Origin of the sequence: Aeromonas encheleia, assembly GCF_900637545.1 — a bacterium.
Lineage (GTDB): Bacteria > Pseudomonadota > Gammaproteobacteria > Enterobacterales > Aeromonadaceae > Aeromonas > Aeromonas encheleia.
This window is the reverse complement of record NZ_LR134376.1, coordinates 862372-882244: the sequence shown is the minus strand read 5'-3', so window position 1 is coordinate 882244 and position 19873 is coordinate 862372. Positions and strand designations below refer to the sequence as shown.

At 60.6% G+C, this 19873-nt stretch carries 18 protein-coding genes and 1 pseudogene; 10 read left to right on the top strand and 9 right to left on the bottom strand.

Features of this window, described 5'->3' with window-relative positions:
* Positions 1 to 70 precede the first annotated feature (70 nt).
* Genes EL255_RS04190 through EL255_RS04180 form a run of 3 tightly spaced genes read left to right on the top strand, consistent with a single transcriptional unit; the run spans position 71 to position 3283 of the window.
* The gene (locus tag EL255_RS04190) at positions 71 to 1981 is read left to right on the top strand and encodes an ABC transporter ATP-binding protein (protein WP_042651655.1); all 1911 of its coding nucleotides are present in this window, start codon (positions 71 to 73) and stop codon (positions 1979 to 1981) included.
* A complete protein-coding gene (locus EL255_RS04185) occupies positions 1974 to 2435 on the top strand; it encodes a DUF2390 domain-containing protein (protein WP_042651654.1) in 462 nt (153 codons plus the stop codon). Before EL255_RS04190 ends, EL255_RS04185 begins: the two co-directional genes overlap by 8 nt.
* On the top strand, positions 2429 to 3283 hold the full coding sequence (locus EL255_RS04180) for a 23S rRNA (adenine(2030)-N(6))-methyltransferase RlmJ (protein WP_042651653.1): 855 nt from the start codon (positions 2429 to 2431) through the stop codon (positions 3281 to 3283). Before EL255_RS04185 ends, EL255_RS04180 begins: the two co-directional genes overlap by 7 nt.
* Positions 3284 to 3356: 73 nt before the next feature.
* Here EL255_RS04180 and EL255_RS04175 read toward each other — a convergent pair.
* A pseudogene (locus tag EL255_RS04175) lies at positions 3357 to 3558 on the bottom strand (hypothetical protein).
* 180 nt (positions 3559 to 3738) lie between these two features.
* Between EL255_RS04175 and EL255_RS04170 the strand changes: the two are divergent.
* The 6 genes from EL255_RS04170 (at position 3739) to EL255_RS04140 (ending at position 8748) form a co-directional block, all read left to right on the top strand.
* Complete coding sequence (locus EL255_RS04170) at positions 3739 to 4101, top strand: DUF2061 domain-containing protein (protein WP_042651652.1); 363 nt, start codon at positions 3739 to 3741, stop codon at positions 4099 to 4101.
* A 405-nt stretch (positions 4102 to 4506) separates the two neighbouring features.
* The gene (locus EL255_RS04165) at positions 4507 to 4935 is read left to right on the top strand and encodes a VOC family protein (RefSeq protein ID WP_042651651.1); all 429 of its coding nucleotides are present in this window, start codon (positions 4507 to 4509) and stop codon (positions 4933 to 4935) included.
* A 1296-nt stretch (positions 4936 to 6231) separates the two neighbouring features.
* Positions 6232 to 6714, top strand: coding sequence for a DUF6030 family protein (locus EL255_RS04155; RefSeq protein WP_126623268.1), 483 nt, complete (start codon positions 6232 to 6234; stop codon positions 6712 to 6714).
* Positions 6715 to 6899: 185 nt separating this feature from the next.
* A complete protein-coding gene (locus EL255_RS04150; protein ID WP_042651750.1) occupies positions 6900 to 7331 on the top strand; it encodes a MerR family transcriptional regulator in 432 nt (143 codons plus the stop codon).
* 56 nt (positions 7332 to 7387) lie between these two features.
* Complete coding sequence (locus EL255_RS04145; protein ID WP_042651650.1) at positions 7388 to 7993, top strand: NAD(P)H-dependent oxidoreductase; 606 nt, start codon at positions 7388 to 7390, stop codon at positions 7991 to 7993.
* A gap of 161 nt (positions 7994 to 8154) precedes the next feature.
* Positions 8155 to 8748 (top strand): MliC family protein, encoded by a 594-nt coding sequence (locus tag EL255_RS04140; protein ID WP_042651649.1) that lies wholly within the window; start codon positions 8155 to 8157, stop codon positions 8746 to 8748.
* Positions 8749 to 8805: 57 nt separating this feature from the next.
* Here EL255_RS04140 and putP read toward each other — a convergent pair whose 3' ends face one another.
* The 8 genes from putP to EL255_RS04100 form a co-directional block, all read right to left on the bottom strand.
* The gene (putP, locus tag EL255_RS04135) at positions 8806 to 10323 is read right to left on the bottom strand and encodes a sodium/proline symporter PutP (protein WP_042651648.1); all 1518 of its coding nucleotides are present in this window, start codon (positions 10321 to 10323) and stop codon (positions 8806 to 8808) included.
* 273 nt (positions 10324 to 10596) lie between these two features.
* Positions 10597 to 11523 carry a L,D-transpeptidase family protein gene (locus EL255_RS04130; RefSeq protein WP_042651647.1) on the bottom strand — a complete coding sequence of 309 codons (927 nt, stop codon included), beginning with the start codon at positions 11521 to 11523 and terminating at the stop codon, positions 10597 to 10599.
* A 171-nt stretch (positions 11524 to 11694) separates the two neighbouring features.
* Positions 11695 to 12951 carry a mechanosensitive ion channel family protein gene (locus EL255_RS04125; protein WP_042651646.1) on the bottom strand — a complete coding sequence of 419 codons (1257 nt, stop codon included), beginning with the start codon at positions 12949 to 12951 and terminating at the stop codon, positions 11695 to 11697.
* A gap of 133 nt (positions 12952 to 13084) precedes the next feature.
* Positions 13085 to 14284, bottom strand: a complete 1200-nt coding sequence (locus EL255_RS04120; protein WP_042651645.1) for an acetate kinase — start codon at positions 14282 to 14284, stop codon at positions 13085 to 13087.
* 233 nt (positions 14285 to 14517) lie between these two features.
* On the bottom strand, positions 14518 to 14988 hold the full coding sequence (locus tag EL255_RS04115; protein WP_042651644.1) for a NanQ anomerase/TabA/YiaL family protein: 471 nt from the start codon (positions 14986 to 14988) through the stop codon (positions 14518 to 14520).
* A gap of 299 nt (positions 14989 to 15287) precedes the next feature.
* Positions 15288 to 16394, bottom strand: coding sequence for a 1-acyl-sn-glycerol-3-phosphate acyltransferase (locus EL255_RS04110; RefSeq protein WP_042651643.1), 1107 nt, complete (start codon positions 16392 to 16394; stop codon positions 15288 to 15290).
* A 212-nt stretch (positions 16395 to 16606) separates the two neighbouring features.
* Positions 16607 to 17158, bottom strand: a complete 552-nt coding sequence (locus tag EL255_RS04105) for a GNAT family N-acetyltransferase (protein ID WP_042651642.1) — start codon at positions 17156 to 17158, stop codon at positions 16607 to 16609.
* A complete protein-coding gene (locus EL255_RS04100; protein ID WP_042651641.1) occupies positions 17158 to 17712 on the bottom strand; it encodes a GNAT family N-acetyltransferase in 555 nt (184 codons plus the stop codon). The genes EL255_RS04105 and EL255_RS04100 overlap by 1 nt, the downstream gene beginning before the upstream one ends.
* A 348-nt stretch (positions 17713 to 18060) precedes the next feature.
* Between EL255_RS04100 and EL255_RS04095 the strand changes: the two genes are divergently transcribed.
* Positions 18061 to 19833 carry a M4 family metallopeptidase gene (locus tag EL255_RS04095; RefSeq protein ID WP_042651640.1) on the top strand — a complete coding sequence of 591 codons (1773 nt, stop codon included), beginning with the start codon at positions 18061 to 18063 and terminating at the stop codon, positions 19831 to 19833.
* Positions 19834 to 19873: the final 40 nt, after the last annotated feature.

Below are 19873 nucleotides of genomic sequence, written 5' to 3'. Positions count from 1 at the left end.
CAAATCTGCGCCATTTCACGTAAGATCCGCGCCAGTTTTCTCCTTCATCTTGAGCCAAGCAGATCCATCCATGATAGTTGCCAGTCAAATCGAACTGATCCGCGGCGGCCGCACGCTGCTGGACAACGCCTCCGCCACCATACACCCCGGCCACAAGGTGGGTCTGGTAGGCAAGAACGGCTGTGGCAAGTCCACCTTTTTTGCGCTGGTGCGTGGCGAGCTGGCCATTGACAACGGCAGCTTCAGCCTGCCCGCCGGCTGGCAGATCGCCGGCGTCGCCCAGGAGACCCCGGCGCTGGACTGCTCCGCGCTGGACTACGTAATAGATGGCGACAAGGAGTTCCGTGCCCTGGAGGCCCAGCTCGCCCAGGCCGAGCAGGATGACAACGGCCTGCTGGTCGCCGAGCTGCACGGCCGGCTCGACACCATAGGCGCCTACAGCATCCGCGCCCGCGCCGCCGAGCTGCTGCACGGTCTCGGCTTTGGCGGCGATCAGCTCGACTCGCCAGTAAGGAGTTTCTCCGGTGGCTGGCGCATGCGCCTGAACCTGGCCCAGGCGCTGCTGTGCCGCTCCGACCTGCTGCTGCTCGATGAACCGACCAACCACCTGGATCTCGATGCCGTCATCTGGCTGGAGAAGTGGCTCAAGGGCTATCAGGGCACGCTGGTGCTTATTTCTCACGATCGCGACTTCCTCGATTCGGTCATCAACCGCATCATCCATATCGAAAACGGCAAGCTGAACGAATATACCGGCGGCTACTCCGACTTCGAACTGCAGCGCGCCGAGCAGCTCGCCCAGCAGCAGTCCATGTACGAGAAGCAGCAGCGGGAGATCTCCCACATGCATGCCTATGTGGACCGCTTCCGTTACAAGGCCTCCAAGGCCCGCCAGGCCCAGAGTCGCCTCAAGGCCATGGAGCGGATGGAGAAGCTGCTGCCGGCCCACGCCGACTCCGAGTTCAGCTTCGAGTTTCGCGAGCCGTCGGCCCTGCCGACCCCGCTCATCGCCATGGAGAACCTCAGCGCCGGTTATGGTGACAAGGTGATCCTGGAGAAGATCAAGCTCAACCTGGTGCCGGGCTCGCGCATCGGCCTGCTGGGGCGCAACGGCGCCGGCAAGTCCACCTTCATCAAGATGCTGTCGGGCACCAACCCACCGCTGTCGGGCAAGCTGGAGGTGAGCGCCGGGGTCAGCATCGGCTACTTCGCCCAGCATCAGCTGGAGACCCTGCGCCTGGACGACACCCCGCTCGATCACCTGGCACGCCTCGCGCCGGACAAGACCGAACAGGAGCTGCGCAATTATCTCGGCAGCTTCGGCTTCCACGGCGACAAGGCGCTGGACAAGGTGGCCCCCTTCTCCGGCGGCGAGAAGGCGCGGCTGGTACTGGCGCTGGTCACCTGGCAGAAGCCGAACCTGCTGCTGCTGGATGAACCGACCAACCATCTGGACCTGGAGATGCGCCACGCCCTGACCATGGCGCTGCAAGGCTTCGAGGGCGCCATGGTGGTGGTCTCCCACGACAGGCACCTGCTGCGCACCACCACGGATGACTTCTATCTGGTGCACGGCGGCCGGGTCGAGCCGTTCGACGGCGATCTGGACGACTACCACAAGTGGCTCGGCGAGCAGGACAAAGAAGCGAACGCCAAGCCGAGCGACGGCCTCGTCTCCGCCAACTCCGCGCTGGCGCGCAAGGATCAGAAGCGGCGCGAGGCGGAGTTCCGCCAGCAGACCCGGCCCCTGCGCCAGAAGCTGGAGAAGCTAGAGGCCAGCATGGAGAAGCTGCAGACCCGGCTCGCCGCGGTGGAGGAGCAGCTGGCCGACCCCGCCATCTACGAGGAGAGCGCCAAGAGCCGGCTCTCCGAGCTGCTCAAGTCCCAGGGCCCCCTCAAGGAGGAGCTGGAAGGGGTCGAGCTGGAGTGGATGAGCCTCTCCGAGGAGCTGGAAAGCCAGGAGCAGGCCTTCTTTGCGTGACGAACGAGGGGTGGCGGCCGAGCGGGTCGCCATCCATGAACTGCCCACCCCGCTCGCATTCTGGCACTGGAGCGGCAAGGTCTATGGCACACGCAGCCAGGACTGGCTCAGCCTGCAGGCGCAGGGGGGCAACATCAACCTGGCCCTGCTGCTGCACCGGCTGGATCAGGATGGCATCCCGGTCGAGCTCGGCACGCTGCAACCGGCGCTGGTGCAGACCGAGGTGGTGCTGACCCCCTGGCGGGCCCTGCGCCAGAACGCCAAGGCGCGGCTGGATGAGGCCGAGTACCAGTCCATGCTGGCCCACGAGCTGGAGCTGGAGCGGCTGCAACAGGGCGTCCTGCTGCAGACCCTGCGCAGCCTCAGCCTGACTCGGGGCGAGAGCCACAATCTGTTGAACTATCTATCGTTACTGGGGGCCCAGCAGGGCCCCCTCAGAGACCTAATATGCTGAGTTATCGCCACGCCTTTCACGCCGGCAACCACGCCGACGTGCTGAAACATGCCGTCCAGGCCCTGATCATCGAGTCCCTCAAGAAGAAGGAGAAGCCCTTCATCGTGCTGGACACCCATGCCGGTGGCGGTCTCTACGACCTGCGCGGCGACTGGTCCCAGAAGAAGGCGGAGTACGCCGACGGCATAGGCCGCCTGTGGGACGAGCGCGCCCAGTGGTCTGCCATGGCGCCCTATCTTGGCGTGATCGAAGAGATGAATAGCGATGGCCAGCTGCACTACTACCCGGGTTCCCCCGAGCTGTCGCGCCGTCTCGCCCGCGAGCAGGACAAGCTGGCGCTGATGGAGCTGCACAACAACGAGGTGGAAGACCTGCGCGCCAACATGGGCTACGACCCCCGCGTCGCCGTGCACCATCGCGACGGTTTCGAAGGGTTGATCGCCCTGCTGCCGCCGACCCCGCGCCGCGGCCTGGTGCTGATCGACCCGCCCTATGAGCTGAAGGAAGACTACTTCGCCGTGGTCGATACCCTGAAAAAGGCGCAGAAGCGCTGGGCCACCGGCATCTATGCGCTCTGGTATCCCATCCTCGGCCAGGAGGCGGACAAGTCCCGCGACATGCTCAAGGCGATCAAGCGGGAGAACTTCGGCAACGTGCTGGTGGCCGAGCTGGAAGTGGCCGGCCAGACCAGCGACTGGGGCATGAACGGCTCCGGCATGCTGATCATCAGCCCCCCCTGGATGCTGGCCGAGCAGATAGAGGCCTTCCTCAAACCCCTGTGCGCCAAGCTGGCCCAGGGTGCCGGTGCCCAGTACAGGGTGGAGTGGCTCAACAAGGCCGAGGATTGAGTCCTCACCGACTGCAAGAATGACAAAGCCCCGAAAGGGGCTTTTCTATTTCTGCCGTTGCCGGGATGACGACTCAGGCCCGGACGGGCATATCTCGCCAGAGCGCCAAAATGAGCAGCGCCAGCAGGGCCAAGGGCGGGGCCAAGCAGAGCAGCACGCACAGGAAGGTGATCAGCACGGGATGCTGGCTCTTGCGGCGCGCCAGCCGCCACGACACCGACAAGGATCATCAGCAGCAGGGCGAACAGCACAAACAGGTTGGCATTGAGGGTCATGAAAGCTCCTTTTTCATGGCAAAGGCACACTCTATCGCCACCGAGCCCCCAGACAAGTCCCCAATCTGATGGCCTCGACCTCGGTCGATAGGCTTTTCCTATTCAGCTTATAGATGAGAATAGTTTTCATTTGATGTAGCTCTGGGTGATACTGCACTCATCGCCAGAGGAGACACCACCATGAAAAAGACCATCAGCTTCGCCGTTCTGCACTTCAGTGTCGCCTTCACAGTGGCTTACCTGCTGACCGGCGAACTGCTCACCGCCAGCCTGATCGCCCTGATCGAGCCCGCCGTCAATACCGTCGCCTTCTACTTCCACGATCGCGCCTGGCACAGAGCCAAACCCGATCACAGCCTGCAGGCCAAAACCAGCAGCTTCGCTCTGGTGCACTTCTCGGTGGCCTTCGCCGTCGCCTACCTGCTGAGCGGCGAGCTGCTGACCGGCGGCGTGATGGCGCTGATCGAGCCTGCCATCAATACCGTCGTCTTCTTCTTCCACGAGCGACTTTGGCGCGCCCGCCAGCAACTGGCACTGGCATAAGGGGGGGGACGACCAGCCCTTCCCCTTCACGAGCGGCTATAGCAGCCGCCAAACCCTGGTGCTGGCCTAAAAGAGGCCGGCAAAACCGGCCCCAGGAGCACAATGAGGGGGCATAGCCCCCTCCTACAGACCCGCGACGCCGACACTCCTCTTGCCATAGCGACTCATTATTTGATCCCGCCCAGAAATCCATCACCCTGCCCTTCCCCTCCGCGCCACCCTCGCTAACATACCCGAATGGCAATACATGCCTCATTGGAGTCACCCATGAGTCACGCCATCCCCCAAGCGCAGCCAAATAGCAGCACACTGGAAGCTGACATTCAGGGGCGGTAGCTTGCCTAAAAGCGATAGCCAGCAAGCAGAGCGGTTTCTTGTCCAAAAATTTCTGAGTGGAGGCTGTGCATGGAAACGCAAACACTGCATCGGGGTCGGCTGATCGACCACATTCAGCTGGTGGTAAAGGACTTGGCCGCCAGCCAGCGCTTTTACACGGCCGTGTTGGCCGCCCTCGATATTCAGCTGGGTGGCGCGGGTGACCGCTACTTCTGGGCAGACGAGCTGTTTGTCACCTCGGTCGACAGCCCGGCGGCGCTCGGGGTGCTGACCGGTCGCCACCATCTGGCCTTTCAGGCGCAAGACAGAGCCACTGTGGAGCGCTTCTATCAGGCGGCGCTGGCCTATGGCGGCCAGGACAACGGCGCCCCCGGCGAGCGGGTCTATCAACCCGGCTACTACGCCGCCTTTGTACTCGACTCGGACGGCAACAATATCGAAGCTGTGTATCACGGCGAGGCAACGCGCAGCGCGGGATCTGTGGTGATTCGGTTTTAGTAAGAGAACAGAATCTCAGTAATTTTAATTCCGCTATGGTGTAGCTGAGACGATACCCCAGCTCGCAAGCTGGGAGGAGGTCGCTACATTCGACTGCATATAGCAAATATCATGGAGAATATTACTTGATACATGAACTAGTCGAAAGTTTTCAACATGCTTTGCTTGATGAGTTAAATGAGGCCGATTTTGTTGACGCCGAGTTGAGTTCTTTTCCCTATGGTTCTTGCGAAATAACAAGCCATATGTTAGGCATATTCCTAGAATCGAAAGGGATTAGCAAGGTAGTTATAACCCGAAATAGTAGAGATGACTCGATTCACTATTGGGTTGTTGTTGATAATAAGTTAATTATTGATTTAACTACCCATCAGTTTTCTGACAGTGAAAGCAATTGTATAGTAACTGAACATTCATCATTTCATGGTAAATACAACCGCATAGAGGAATTCAAACCAAATCATTGGTTCCTGAAAAGGTGTGGAAGCCTGTACGGATACACACTTTTTTATGATAATATTGTTAAGCGTTTAGAACGCATATAAAAAGGAATGAAAGAGAGAACTGCAACGCGTGTTCCTCTCAGCTAAATTGAGCATACTTACATAACCTATGACTTTAAATTATCTAGCCATTAAACCATCGTTATATTTCAGATCATATCGGAGGTAAATTGAAAGAGTCGTTGATACAAGATATACATAAAATACGAACTATCCTAAAATCATTTAAAAAACCTGACTTTCACTCAGGTACTAATTTTTATACTTGTCTAAATGGCTTTCCTGCTGGGTGTTGTGGAGACACAACAAACCTATTAGGTTTATTTATCACAAAAATTTACGATAAGAGATGTATTTATATCTCCGCGACGGGATTGGGGAAAAACAAAGATTTATCTCATGCATGGCTTAGCTGTGATGATTATATCATTGACATTACAGCCGATCAGTTTAACTCAATCGGATACGACCTTAAACCCGTTATTATTTCTAAAGAGAGCGTTTTCCATGCGCAATTCATTCAAACCAAATCCTATGAATTAAATGTAGACAGGTTGAGGTGCACACCAATCTTTAGTGTTCTTGAGCGTGTCACATTGGAAATGCAGTAAGAAATAAGGAACATTTAAGAAATGCACCATATCTATGGATATATTAGCCATGGCCAAGTAAGGTGGATATCCCAACATATATTTCACATCTAATAAAATCTCTAACAGTTTATTTAAGTCGCTCACTAGGACTATCGAAAGCCAGCCACTCAAGCAAATTACAGCCATTCAGGAGAAACCACATGCGCTTCATTTTTACAGTCTTTGTTCTTGCGGTCTTTCCTGTAAATGCTGCTTTTTTAAATACAGAGCCATCAGCTGTGTGCAATTATCTGACAGGTGACGGTCTCGCGACAAGAGGCTGGAAAAACCAATACGACAATGAATTTGGCTGTTCGTCTCCATACAAAGAAATCGGCACAGGTATGCCACTTGCGAATAATCTTTCCTACTACGTCGAGGGTAGTTCTTCTGAAGCAAGGCTCGTAAAGTTGGTCGTAAACATCAACAACAAAACTTTGGCAGGATCTGCTTATACGGAACTGCTACAGGCTTCGCAAGAGCTAAGCCTTAAACTGTCTGGCGTGAAATTGCCCGAAGAAATATCTAGCGCAATCAAAAATGGAAAAAAGGCATCTGCCAAAGCTGGCAACACAGCAATCGAAGTAATCCGAATAGATTGGCCAACAGGCAAGGGGCACGAACTTAAAGTGTTCTTTGAGTAATCATGAGGAAAATCTGGGACACCCATCATCTCGATAGCAGACTTGCCTGACAAGGTGGGTGTCCTCTGTCAGCCGTCCCCCGTCAGTTCCGGCCAATCCAACTCTCCCCTCCCCCGCGGGGATTCAATCCCCCCCGCCACTGGCCTATAGTGGGCTCCTTTCACACCACCTTTGCGAGCAGCAAGATGTATATCGGCGAATTTGCCCGGCTGGCGGGCACCACACCCAAGGCAGTCCGTCTCTACGAGCAGCTCGGGCTGCTGCCCGAGCCCAGGCGGCGCGGCAAGTATCGCGTCTACCGGGCTGAGGATCTGGAGTGGGTCGGCTTTATTCGCCAGGCTCAGCAGCTCGGCTGCAAGCTGAGCGAGCTTGTCCCCTTGCTGGCAGGCCTCACCAGTCTCGCCCAGTTTCCCTGGCAGAAGGTGGAGCAGCTTATCGCGGGCAAGCTGGCCCAGATCGCGGCAGAGGTGGCAAGGCTGCAGCACCAGCACCACTCCCTGACCCAGTGCGCCGCGCTGCTGGCGCAGCACCCCTGCCGCTATGGCGCCCCCGGCCAGACCGAGCCGCTCCCACAGGCTGAGCAAGGGCTTGCAGGACGGGCGCACAAGGTGGCTTGACTCTGCCCTATGGGACAAGGGGTGTAATGGGGGCTCACTTCATCAGGAGCCACGCCATGACACCCAAGCTGCTTATCATCAACGGCAACCCCAAACCCGACAGCCTCTGCCATGCCCTGGCCCGGGAGTATGCCCGCAGCGCCGAGGAGGGCGGCGCAGAGGTCACCCTGCATCACGTGGGGGAGCTCGCCTTCGAGCCGGATCTGCACCATGGCTATGACGAGGCGCAGCCCCTCGAGCCCGATCTGCTGGCATTGCAGCAGAGTCTGAAGCAGGCCCAGCATCTGGTGATCGTCGCCCCCCTCTGGTGGGGCCATCTGCCGGCCCGGCTCAAGGGCTTGCTGGACAGGGTGCTGCTCTCGGGGTTCGCCTTTCGCTATCAGAAGGGCAAGGCCCTTCCCGAGCGCCTGCTCGCCGGCAAGACGGCGCGCCTGCTGCTCACCATGGACAGCCCGCTCTGGTACTACCGCTGGTGGCTGGGCTCCCCCGTCGAGCGCACCCTCGACAAACCCGTGCTGGGGCTCTGTGGCATCAGGCTGACCCATCGCCAGCATCTGGGGCCTGTCCATACCGCCAGCGAGCGGGAGCGACAGCGCTGGTTGGGCCGGGCGGCGGCCGCGGCCCGCCATGATACGCAGCGGCTGGTGCGGCGACTCACATAAACAAAGGCCACGGCAGCCTGCCGTGGGCCCTGATGCCGGATGTTGTCGGCAACGGGGCCCAGAGAGACGGGCAAGCTTGCCTGGGGTGAAAAAGTCCTCGGCGGCCCCGCCTCATTGTGCTCTAGTAGGCGGGTATTCCCCCCCTCTCAGGAGCCTTTCCGATGAACAAGATGTTGCTTGGCACCCTCTCCCTCATGCCACTGTTGGCCAGTGCCGCCACCCCCTCCTTCGACTGCGCCAAGGCCCACGGCACCACCGAGCAGCTTATCTGCCAGGATGCCGGGCTGGCTGCGCTGGATAACCAGCTCTCGACCCTCTATCCCAAGGCGATGAGCAAGCTCTCGGCCGAGCAGCAGAAGACCGAGAAGGCGATGCAGCGCGGCTGGATCAAGGGCCGCAACGAGTGCTGGAAAGACACGGATCCACGCAAGTGCATCGACGCCAGCTATCAGACTCGCATCACCGAGCTGCAGATCAAGGGCGGCCAGTTGGTGGTGCCCTCCCCCGTGCTCTATCAATGCGGCGACAAGCTGAGGCTGACCACCTACTTCTATCAGGATGCCAAGATCCCCGCCGCCGTCATCAATCTGGACCCGGATCAGCAGGTGCTGGCGTTCGGCGTCCCCGTTGCCAGCGGCACCCGCTACGAGGGGCAAAACCTCAGCCTCCTGACCAAGGGCAAGGACGCCACCCTGGAGCGTTACGGCGAGCCACCCCTGCAATGCCAGGCGCAGGGCAAGGCCGGCGCCGAGTAAAATACATTCATAAAAAAGCCCCGCGATGCGGGGCTTTTTTCATTCAGCGTGCTTGATTCAGCGTGCAATGACCGGCTCGCCCACCGCATCCGGCGGGGTCTGGAACTCGCGCTCGGCCTCGTCGAAGCGATCCAGCATGGCCTTGGAGGGTGCCTTGTCCAGCAGGCTGAACACCAGGATCGCCAGACCGGAGAAGACGAAGCCCGGGATGATTTCATACAGCCCCAGCCAGCCGAACTGCTTCCAGACGATGACGGTCAGGGCACCGACCAGCATGCCGGCCAAGGCGCCGTTGCGGGTCATCCGCGACCAGAGCACCGAGAGCAGCACCACGGGACCGAAGGCGGCACCGAAGCCGGCCCAGGCGTAGCTCACCAGCCCCAGCACCCGGTTCTCCGGGTTCACGGCCACGGCGATGGCGATGAGCGAAATCACCAGCACCATGGCGCGACCGACCCACACCAGCTCTTTCTGGGAGGCGTTCTTGCGCAGGAACGGCTTGTAGAGATCCTCAGTGATGGCGCTGGAGCAGACCAGCAGCTGACAGCTTAGCGTGCTCATCACCGCCGCCAGGATGGCGGAGAGCAGCACGCCGGCAATCCAGGGGTTGAACAGTATCTTGGAGAGCTCGATGAAGACCCGCTCCGGGTTGGCGGTGACGCCGGCAGCCTGCTCCGTGAAGGTGGAGAAGTAGGAGAGACCGAAGAAGCCGATGGCCACGGCGCCGCCGAGGCAGAGCACCATCCAGGTCATGCTGATGCGACGGGCGCTGGCCATGGAGTGGTGGGAATCCGCCGCCATGAAGCGCGCCAGTATGTGCGGCTGACCGAAGTAACCCAGTCCCCAGGCCATCAGGGAGATGATGGCGACGAAGTCCAGGTTCCTGAACATGTCGAGGTTGCTGGCGTTCTGCGCCGCCACCTGCACCATGGCGGTGTCGATGCCGCCGACGGCGATGATGACGAACACCGGGGTCAGGATCAGGGCGAAGATCATCAGGGTGGCCTGCACCGTATCGGTCCAGCTCACCGCGAGGAAGCCGCCGAAGAAGGTATAGCTGATGGTGGCCGCGGCGCCGACCCAGAGGGCGGTGTCATAGCTCATGCCGAAGGTGCTCTCGAACAGGCGGGCCCCCGCCACCACGCCGGAGGCGCAGTAGATGGTGAAGAACAGCAGGATCACCAGGGCGGAGAGGATACGCAGCACCCGGCTCTTGTCCTCGAAGCGGTAGGTGAAGTAGTCCGGCAGGGTCAGGGCGTTGCGGTTCTTCTCGGTGTGAACCCGCAGCCGACCGGCCACCCAGCGCCAGTTGAAGTAGGCGCCTATGGTGAGGCCGATGGCGATCCAGCTCTCGGAGATACCGCCGATGAAGACGGCGCCCGGCAAGCCCATCAAGAGCCAGCCACTCATGTCGGAGGCCCCGGCGGAGAGCGCTGTGACCCAGCTGCCCATACGGCGGCCGCCGAGAATGTAATCGTCAAAGTTGCGGGTGGCGCGATAGGCGATGAAGCCGATCAGGACCATACCCAGGATATACACCAGGAAGGTGATAAGCATTGGGGTGCTAGCTGTCATGCAAAACTCCGTTATGTGACTCTTGTACCCGTTCTCACGACGGGCTCTTCCTTAAAAACCGGCCTAGAGTAATCAGCAGATACACTAAGCTCAACTGTTTTTAACAAATAAAAAACACAATGAAAACGTTTCACCCTTAACTAAGCAACTACTCAAGGATGAATTAGCCGAATATTCTGCCACTACAGCAACGACTTATCCTGACTGCCAGCTTGCTCGGCGCCACAAAAAAGCCCCGGCCTAGGCCGGGGCTCGATATCGATGACGGCAGGCTCAGCGACTGATGGCGATGGGCATGCCGCTGCGCTGTTCCAGTGCCTGCTTGATCAGCTGGGAATCGCTGTCGGCATGGGCGATGAAGCGGGTCACCGCCGGGGTGATGGGCAGCGGGGCCGGCAGGCTGGAGTTGAACTCCTCCTGACTGCGGGACAGCGGCTGGTGCACTTCCAGATAGCGGCGGCCATCCGGTTCGACCGAGGCCTTGATCGGCTGGTTCACGAACTGAACGCGGGTACCGACAGGTACCTGCTTGAACAGGTATTCGATGTCTTCGTTGCGCAGGCGCACGCAGCCGTGGCTCACCCGCAGACCGATGCCGAACTGGGCATTGGTGCCGTGGATGGCGTACATCTTGCCGATGTAGAGCGCGAACAGCCCCATGGGGTTGTCCGGGCCGGCCGGCCAGACCGCCGGCAGGGGCTCGCCACGGGCGGCATACTCGGCGTGCATCTTGGCGGTCGGGGTCCAGGTCGGGCCCGCCTTCTTGCGCTGCACACTGGTCACCCAGTTCTCAGGGGTATCGGTGCCGAGCTGGCCTATGCCGATGGGCAGCACTTGCACCACCTGCTTGCCCTTGGGGTAGTAGTAGAGGCGCATCTCGGCCACGTTCAGCACTATCCCCTCGCGCGGGGCATCCGGCAGGATTAGCTGGTGCGGCACGACCAGCGTCTCGCCCGCCTGCAGCAGCAGCGGATCCGCCTTGGGGTTGGCTTCCAGCATGTTGGTCAATCCCAGCTGGAACTTGGCCGCGACCGCTTCCAGGGGCTGGCCCGCCTCTTCTACCGGCACCACGTATTCCAGATTTTCACCCACCAGGCGGCTGTTGGCCGCAGGCAGGGCATATTCGACAGCAAGCGCAGGCGTGGCGGTCAGGACGAGGCTGCAGCACAGCATGGCCGCAGTTTTGTGGAGGAGCTTCATAACTTTCCTGTGATGAATGGGGTGATTCGAGACTCTGGGCCCGGCCGGGATAGGCGGTGCCATCCCGGGGCGAAGAGAAGGCCGTCATTTTTCTCCTCTGCGGGCAAAAATTCAACCGGCAAATGGGCTTATCCGCGCAGGATTGTCAGCCCCGCGCGCTCCCCATAGACCCTAGCCGTTGCCGGTGGCGGCGCCTTGCCAGGCACGCATGTCGTAACCTGTGGGCGATTGATGCAATCTCAGGTGGAATTGCCCGATAATGGCAAATATATGGTCGAAAATATCGGCCTGGATCCCCTCGTAGTCCGCCCAGGCGGTGGTCGCGGTGAAGCAGTAGATCTCAAGGGGTATCCCCTCGCTGGTCGGTGCCAACTGGCGCACCATCAGCGTCATGTCCTTGCGGATGCTGGGGTGGGCCCGCAGATAGGCATCCAGATAGGCGCGCAGGGTGCCGAGGTTGGTGAGGTGGCGGCCATTGATGGGGCAGCTGATCGCATCGCTGAGCTGCTGGTTGTAGGCGCTCAGCTCCTGCTGCTTGCGGCTGAGGTAGGGCGCCAGCAGCTGGGCCTGCTTGAGTTGCAGCTGCTCCTCCGCCGTCAGGAAGCGCACGCTGGTCATGTCGATGTTGACGCTGCGCTTGATGCGGCGGCCGCCGGACTCCGTCATCCCCTGCCAGTTCTTGAACGAATCCGAGATCAGCGCATAGGTGGGGATGGTGGTGATGGTCTTGTCCCAGTTCGACACCTTGACCGTGGTGAGACCGATGTCGATCACCTCCCCGTCGGCGCCGTACTTGTCCATCTGCAGCCAGTCACCGACGCTCAGCATGCGGTTGGCCGAGAGCTGGATCCCCGCCACCAGGCCGAGGATGGGGTCCTTGAACACCAACATCAGCACCGCGGTCATGGCCCCCAGGCCGCTGAACAGGAACAGCGGTGACTTGCCGAGCAGCAGGGCGATCATCAGGATGCCGACCAGGATGCTGCCTACCAGCTTGACCCCCTGGAAGATGCCGCGCAGGGGCAGATCCCGTCCCAGCCGGGTGTAGCGGCTCAGGGACAACATGCAGTCGAGCAGGGCAAACAGGGAGAGCAGCAGGAACAGCAGGATCCAGAGCTGGGCCAGCATCTCGATCAGTTGCAGGCTGTCCGAGGCCTTGGGCAGCCAGATCTCGGCCTGACCGAGCAGCACGGCCCCCTGCAGCACCAGGGCGAGCCGGTAAAACAGCCGCTGCTGCAGCTGGGGTGGCAGCCACATCTGCTTGGTCTTGCCGAGCAGTCCCACCAGGCGCACCAGCAGGATGCGGTGCAGCACCAGATGCAGCAGCAGCGAGGTGAGGACGATGAAGCCCAGGGCGATCACCAGTGCCATCAGGTTGCTGACCTCGACCCCCATGCCGGTTAACCAGTGAAAAAATGTCTCCTTCATCCCTACCTCCGCTACGTGAAACTGCCGTCAGGGTACGTATCTGCCACCTCATGTCAAATGACAAGCCACTCAATCGGCGCCAGAAACGACAACGCCCGGCACGGGCCGGGCGTTGATTCAGCGCGAGGGGGCCTTAGCCGACCAGGCTCAGGGCATCGCGGGCGATGACCAGCTCTTCGTTGGTGGGCATCACCAGCGCCAGACGGCTGTCGGCGGTGGTGATGGGGCCTTCACCGCCCAGCACGGCGGCGTTGTTGGCGTCCTTGTCGACCTTGAAGCCGAACAGCGCCAGCCGCTCCAGCACCATCTCGCGCACCATGGCGGCGTTCTCACCTATGCCACCGGTGAACACCAGGGCGTCGAGGCGACCGTCCATGGCGGCGGCATAGGCGCCGACGTACTTGGCCACCCGGTAGGTGAAGACATCCAGCGCCCGCTTGGCACCGGCGTCGGTGGCATAGTTGGTGGTGACATAGCGGCAGTCGCTGCTCACCTCGGTCAGGCCCAGCAGGCCGGACTCGCGGGTGAGGCAGTGGTTGATCTGATCCACGCTGTAACCGAGCTGATCGTGCATGAAGAAGACCACGGCAGGATCGATGTCGCCACTGCGGGTGCCCATCGCCAGCCCTTCCAGCGGGGTCAGCCCCATGGAGGTGTCGACGGACTCACCGTTACGGATGGCACAGACGGAGGCGCCGTTGCCCAGGTGGCAGTTGATCAGGTTCAACTCGCCGAGCGGTTTGCCCAGCGCCTTGGCGGTCTCTTCGGCGATGAAGCGGTGGGAGGTGCCGTGGGCGCCGTAGCGACGGATGGCATGCTCCTCATAGAGCTTGTACGGCAGCGCGTAGAGATAGGCCTCTTGCGGCAGGGTCTGGTGGAAGGCGGTGTCGAACACGGCCACGTTCTTCTCGGCCAGGGCCGGGAAGACCTTGAGCGCGGCACGGATGCCGATGAGGTGAGCCGGGTTGTGCAGCGGCGCGAACGGAATGGCGGCCTCGATACCGGCGATCACGCCGTCATCGATGCGCACTGAGCGGGAGAACTGCTCGCCACCGTGTACGATACGGTGACCTATGGCCACCAACTGCTCGGCGAGGGTAGGATCCAGGGGCAGGATCTGGGTCACGATATGGTCGAGGGCGGCCTGGTGAGCGGCGCCCGCTCCCAGCATGGCTTCACCCTTGACCCCATGGAGTTTCCATTTGATACGTGCATCATCCAGATTGAAACATTCGGCCAGGCCGGACAGCATGTCCTCACCTGTTTCAGCGTCCATTACGGCAAATTTCAGGGAAGAGCTACCGCAGTTAAGGATCAATACCAACTTGCTCATGTTCTACATCTTCCTGTGCTTCGGCTTTACGCCGACAGTGTCGTGTCATCCAACATGGATGGGATTCCCCTGCCGGGGGCTTTATGGTCGCAGGAGGGTGCGCCCAATTTTTCAATGCAGTGAGTGCCGGCTACAGGCTCTGGCGCACTCATCGAGTCTTCAATGTGGGACCAGCCACCGTTCATCCGAAACGGCCTCGTCGTGGGCGGGAGCCTAAATCCCCGCGCTGCTGACTAACATCCGGTCAGCAGACCTTTATGAACCTTGACCACCAGTTTCTTCACCGGGCTCGGGGTGGTCAGGGTACAGAGAGGGCGATGCAGTTCTCCCGGCCAGAAGATGGCAAAGTCGCCGGGCTGCAACGCCAGATAACTGGTCTGTTCGTCTGCGACGAACCAGAGATCGGGATGGGGGTGATCGGCACCGTCGTTCCGGTAGGCATGGGGCCCCACGCCGATCCACTCCGCACCACGCAACAGCAGCTGGATATCCAGATACTGCTCATGAAACTCGCCGCGACGGGCCGCAACCGGCTCGGTCGGCTCCTCGCTCACCAGACAGAACAGCCGCAGGCCATCGATCTCGCGCTTGCCGAGCGGGGCATCCCGCCAGTGCGCCACGTCTTTCACCACCTCGGCCATGATGCGGGCCAGCGGGGTGGGCAAGGGGGTGCGTTGCAAGGTATCCAGACTGCCGGTGATCATGAGATGCGCATCCTTAGGTGTATCCGTGGTCTATCTTTGTCTACCAATGAAAAAGGACCCGTTAAAGGTCCTTGTCTAGCGCCGTCTGCCTTCCATGCAGACCGAGAAGAGTATGAGTCATCTCGTTGGCGTTGGGTCACTGTTGCACAGTCGCCCGCTCATTGCCAAGAGATACCCGCTCATTCACCAGATGATCGTACCAGCTGAAACAATATTATTCACTAGTCGATTGCCGCCAACTTTGACCAGACGCAAAAACGGGAGCATCAGCTCCCGTTTTTTCGCACCATCGGTGTCATTCAAACCTTGTTGGCGTTCTCAACCGGCTTCGCATACATGGCACGCCAGAGGGCCTTGTGCTCTTCTGGCACCTCCGACTGGCGGGTCAGGAAGGCTGTCTGCTCTATGGTGCTGGCCTTGCCGGGCACATCAGCGGCCAGATAGTTGCCCGGGAAGAGGCGGTAGCTGCTCCAGATCGCCTTGTCGATCAGCGCCGCCAGTTCATCCGGATCGCTGAAGCCCTCGGTGATGGGGGCGCCGAAGGAGACATGTACCCGCCCCTTCTGGCCGACGATGCCGGCGACTATGCTCTCGATATCCTCGAACTCGCCCTTCTCGTAGCTGCCGTTGACCGACTTCTCGTACAGCTCGCGCGCCTTGGCCTTGTCGGTGGGATCCACCTCGTAGCTGATGCTGACCGGCACTATGTTGAGACTGCGCATGTAGTCGACGAAGTCCAGCTTCTGCTTCTTGCCGTCCACGTAGAACATCTTGAGGATGGCCGGATCCGTCTTGTCGTCGCCATTCTTGGCGCGCCCTTCCTTCTGGGCGATCCAGATGGAGTGGCCTTCGTGCACCGACTGGCCGATGTAGGCCGACAGCTCGCCGAGGGCCTTCATCATCTCCCGCGGCCCCTTGGCGGAGCGCTTGACGATGAAGCTCTTGTTGAGCTTCATCAGCTCGGTGGCGCAGGGCTTGCGCAGCAGGTTGTCACCGATGGCGATGCGCACGGTGTCGAACCCGTGGGTGTGCAGCCCCCAGTTGACGAACGCCGGATCCATGGCGATGTCCCTGTGGTTGGAGACAAACAGATAGCCCTGCTCCTTCTTCAGGTGCTCGAGACCGGAGAAGGTCACGCCTTGGGTGGAGGTGGCGATCATGCGGGCCATGTAGCGGGTGACCCCCAACTGTACCTGACGAACCGTGGTGACCTTGGCCCACTTGTGGCGCAGGAACTGGCGGATCAGCGGGCGAATGGCCCAACCCAGCCAGCTCATCAGGGAGCCGAAACGGTACTTGGCGATGGCGCCGATAAACTCATCATCCTGAATCAGCCGCTCGATGGCAGCCGGCACTTCATCATCGCGATAGGGGCGAATATCCGCGAATCTATCTACTTCTGTCACAATGTCAGCCTTGCAAGTATGGAGTCGCGGCCAGCTGCTGCTGACCGGGAAAATTCAGGGCGCAATTTTACACGCTTTTATGGTCAGGGGTATGAGATGCGCACAGATAGTGCCGGCTTATCGTGAAAAAGCCGTCGCAATCACATCTGGTACGACCAATTGGCACCACTGCGCTGGTTGATTGACCGATATGTAGCTGGCCACACTGCTGGCTAGCCCGCCGGGTTGATCAGCGCGGTGAGGACATGATCCTCCCAGCGGCCGTTGATCATCAGGTAATCCCGGGCGTACCCCTCCCGCTCGAAGCCGAGACGCTCGAGCAGGGCACCGCTGCGCCGGTTGGCGGGCATGTAGCTGGCCATGATGCGGTGCAGTCCATGCTCCCGGAACAGATGGTCGATGGCGGCGGTCAGCACCTCCTGCATCAACCCTTGCCCCTGGTGCTCCTCATCGACGGCGTAACCGAGGTGACAGGCCTTGAACATGCCCATCAGGATGTGGGTGAAGTTGCAGGTGGCGAGCACCCGCTCTCCCCGGGGATCGAGCGCCACCAGTTGCACGGCGCTGCCGTCGAAAAACTGGCCGTAGCCGTCACGCAGGCGGCCGTGCCAATGGCTCAGGGTATAGAAATCCTCGTCGCGCCTTGGCTCCCAGGCCATCAGGTGCGCCCGATTGCGCTGGTAAAAATCCAGCATCAGGGAGGCCCGCTCCGGGGGCAGTATGGTCAGCTGGCTGCGGGGGGTGACGATATGCGGCAGTACCATCAATGGTCCCTCTGCCTGAGCCAGTCGTCGCGCAGCAGACCGTAGCGGACGTGGTCCACTACCCGATCCGCCAGTCGCTCCGCCCGCCGGGTGATCCCCTCCTGCTGCATGCCGAGCCGCTCACAGACCGCCCGGCTCGGTTCGTTCTCCTGCGCGGCGCTGATCTCCACCTTCTCCATCCCCATCTCCTCGAAGGCGTGATGGATCAAGGCCTGACAGGCCCGGGTGATGATGCCGTTGCCCTGCCAGCGCTCGGCCAGCCAGTAGCCGATGGTGACTTTGGCCAGCGCCTGATCGATCTGGTTGTAGCCGATGACGCCGACCACTTCCCCCTGATACTCGATGGCGGTGGTCAACCCCTCGCCGCGCGCGAACTTCTCGATGGCGTGGCGGATGAAGGTGGCGCTGTCTGCCGGCTGCTGGATAAGCGGCGGCCAGGGCAGCCACTGGGTCAGGTAGTCGCGATTGCGCTGACAGAGGCGAAAGAGTTCGCTGGCCATGTCGGGCTGCAGAAACAGGAGCGCCAGCTCGTCATCCAGTTGCCATGAAAACATTGCTCCTCCCCCGCCTTTGGTCCGGCATCCGCCGTTATGGGAGCCAATGTAGTCAATCAATCCCTTGTTTGCCAAGGACTTTCGGCGCCTTCAACCGGCAGGCAATCCCCATATGGATGTGCCCATTTGGGCACTGTTTTGTACCTTGCAGCAATCAGCCCTTCCCTTGGCACAAGTCACCCTATTCATGACGAATTTCAGCAGTCACAAATGGCAACAGTCAGATCTGCTATGCCTTTATGCTGCTCTGTCACATATGACAGGCAGTTATTTCAGACCGGCGCACTAGTGTAAGAGCGCCGGGCAACGGACCCGGCGTGCAATCTTCATCGACTAAGGAAAGACGAGATGAACAAAGTCTATTTGGCCGTGGTACTGGCCTGCTGGGGAAGCGCCGCCATGGCGGCAGAACAGGTGGAAGTGAACCAGGTCTCAGACCTGACCGGCGCTGTGAGCGGCGCCGCCAGGATAGGCGCCCTCGCCACAGGGGATGGCGAGTTTCGCCAGGTACGGGTCGTCAAGCTGCCCAACGGCCAGCAGCGAGTTCGTTATGAGCAGACCTGGCAAGGCATCCCGGTGTGGGGCCAGGTGCTGGTGGCCGATCAGGCCCTGGGGGGTCAGGTCAACCAGGTGTCCGGCACCATGCTGCGCAAGATAGATGCCGACCTGACGGGCCCGACCGCCACCCTCTCCCCTGCCGATGCTGCCCTCAAGGCCCGCGCCGGAGCCAAGGGCAGCAACGAGCGGGTCAAGCTGTTCGTGATGCAGGATGAGACCGGTCAGGCCCGCCTGGTCTACCTGGTCTCCTGGCTCGCTGCAAGCAAGGAGCCGAGCCGTCCCTTCGTGATGATCGATGCCCAGAGCGGCAGCGAGCTCAAGCGCTGGGAGGGGATCAACCACCAGGACGCCACAGGCCCGGGGGGCAACCTCAAGACCGGCAAGTACTTCTATGGCGCCGATTTTGGTCCCCTCAAGGTGGATGACAGCTGCCGCATGAGCAGCAGCAACGTTGACACCATCAACCTCAATCACGCCACCAGTGGGGGCGCAGTGCACCAGTTCAGCTGCCCAGAAAACACGGTCAAGGAGATCAACGGCGCCTACTCCCCCCTCAACGATGCCCACTACTTCGGCAACGTGGTGTTCGACATGTACCGCAACTGGTACAACACGGCGCCGCTGAGCTTCAAGCTCAAGATGCGGGTGCACTACGGCCGCAACTACGAGAACGCCTTCTGGGACGGCAGCCAGATGACCTTCGGTGACGGTGCCACCACCTTCTATCCGCTGGTGAGCCTGGATGTGGCGGCCCACGAGGTGAGCCACGGCTTCACCGAGCAGAACTCGGGGCTGGTCTACTCGGGTCAGTCGGGCGGCATCAACGAGGCCTTCTCCGACATGGCGGGGGAAGCGGCCGAAAACTACATGAAGGGCAGCAACGACTGGCTGGTGGGGGCCCAGATCTTCAAGGGCAACGGCTCCCTGCGCTACTTCGAGGATCCGACCCGGGATGGCAGCTCCATCGGCCATGCCAACGATTACTATGACGGCATCGACGTACACCACAGCTCGGGGGTCTACAACCGCGCCTTCTACCTGCTGGCCAACACCAACGGCTGGAACACCCGCAAGGCGTTCGAGGTGTTCGTGCTGGCAAACCGCCTCTACTGGGGGGCCAACACCAGTTTCGATCAGGGCGCCTGCGGCGTGACCAGGGCGGCCACGGATCTGGGCTACAGCCTGACCGACGTGGCGGCGGCCTTTACCACTGTGGGGATCAATGCCTCCTGTGGTGGCACCACGCCGCAACCCGGCAGTGTGCTGCAAAACGGGGTAGCTGTGACCAATCTCACCGCCGCCAAGGGGGGCAAGCTGAACTACACCGTCGAGGTGCCGACCGGCAAGAGCCAGCTGGTGATCGCCAGCAGCGGCGGCAGCGGGGATGCGGATCTCTACGTGAAATTCGGCTCGGCCCCGACCAGCAGCAGCTATGACTGCCGCCCCTACAAGAGCGGCAACGCCGAGACCTGCACCCTGAACGCGCCCAAGGCCGGCACCTGGCACGTGCAGCTGAGCGGTTTCAGTGCCTTCTCGGGGGTGAGCCTCAAGGCCAGCTACTGATCCCGAATGTCAGTGAAGAGAGAGCGCCGGACTTGTCCGG

Bases quoted from the DNA above. Each gene is read 5' to 3' on its own strand.
- EL255_RS04190 (WP_042651655.1), top strand. From the start codon at position 71: ATGATAGTTGCCAGTCAAATCGAACTGATCCGCGGCGGCCGCACGCTG.
- EL255_RS04180 (WP_042651653.1), top strand. From the start codon at position 2,429: ATGCTGAGTTATCGCCACGCCTTTCACGCCGGCAACCACGCCGACGTG.
- EL255_RS04170 (WP_042651652.1), top strand. From the start codon at position 3,739: ATGAAAAAGACCATCAGCTTCGCCGTTCTGCACTTCAGTGTCGCCTTC.
- EL255_RS04165 (WP_042651651.1), top strand. From the start codon at position 4,507: ATGGAAACGCAAACACTGCATCGGGGTCGGCTGATCGACCACATTCAG.
- EL255_RS04155 (WP_126623268.1), top strand. From the start codon at position 6,232: ATGCGCTTCATTTTTACAGTCTTTGTTCTTGCGGTCTTTCCTGTAAAT.
- EL255_RS04150 (WP_042651750.1), top strand. From the start codon at position 6,900: ATGTATATCGGCGAATTTGCCCGGCTGGCGGGCACCACACCCAAGGCA.
- EL255_RS04145 (WP_042651650.1), top strand. From the start codon at position 7,388: ATGACACCCAAGCTGCTTATCATCAACGGCAACCCCAAACCCGACAGC.
- EL255_RS04140 (WP_042651649.1), top strand. From the start codon at position 8,155: ATGAACAAGATGTTGCTTGGCACCCTCTCCCTCATGCCACTGTTGGCC.
- putP (WP_042651648.1), bottom strand. From the start codon at position 10,323: ATGACAGCTAGCACCCCAATGCTTATCACCTTCCTGGTGTATATCCTG.
- EL255_RS04130 (WP_042651647.1), bottom strand. From the start codon at position 11,523: ATGAAGCTCCTCCACAAAACTGCGGCCATGCTGTGCTGCAGCCTCGTC.
- EL255_RS04125 (WP_042651646.1), bottom strand. From the start codon at position 12,951: ATGAAGGAGACATTTTTTCACTGGTTAACCGGCATGGGGGTCGAGGTC.
- EL255_RS04120 (WP_042651645.1), bottom strand. From the start codon at position 14,284: ATGAGCAAGTTGGTATTGATCCTTAACTGCGGTAGCTCTTCCCTGAAA.
- EL255_RS04115 (WP_042651644.1), bottom strand. From the start codon at position 14,988: ATGATCACCGGCAGTCTGGATACCTTGCAACGCACCCCCTTGCCCACC.
- EL255_RS04105 (WP_042651642.1), bottom strand. From the start codon at position 17,158: ATGGTACTGCCGCATATCGTCACCCCCCGCAGCCAGCTGACCATACTG.
- EL255_RS04100 (WP_042651641.1), bottom strand. From the start codon at position 17,712: ATGTTTTCATGGCAACTGGATGACGAGCTGGCGCTCCTGTTTCTGCAG.
- EL255_RS04095 (WP_042651640.1), top strand. From the start codon at position 18,061: ATGAACAAAGTCTATTTGGCCGTGGTACTGGCCTGCTGGGGAAGCGCC.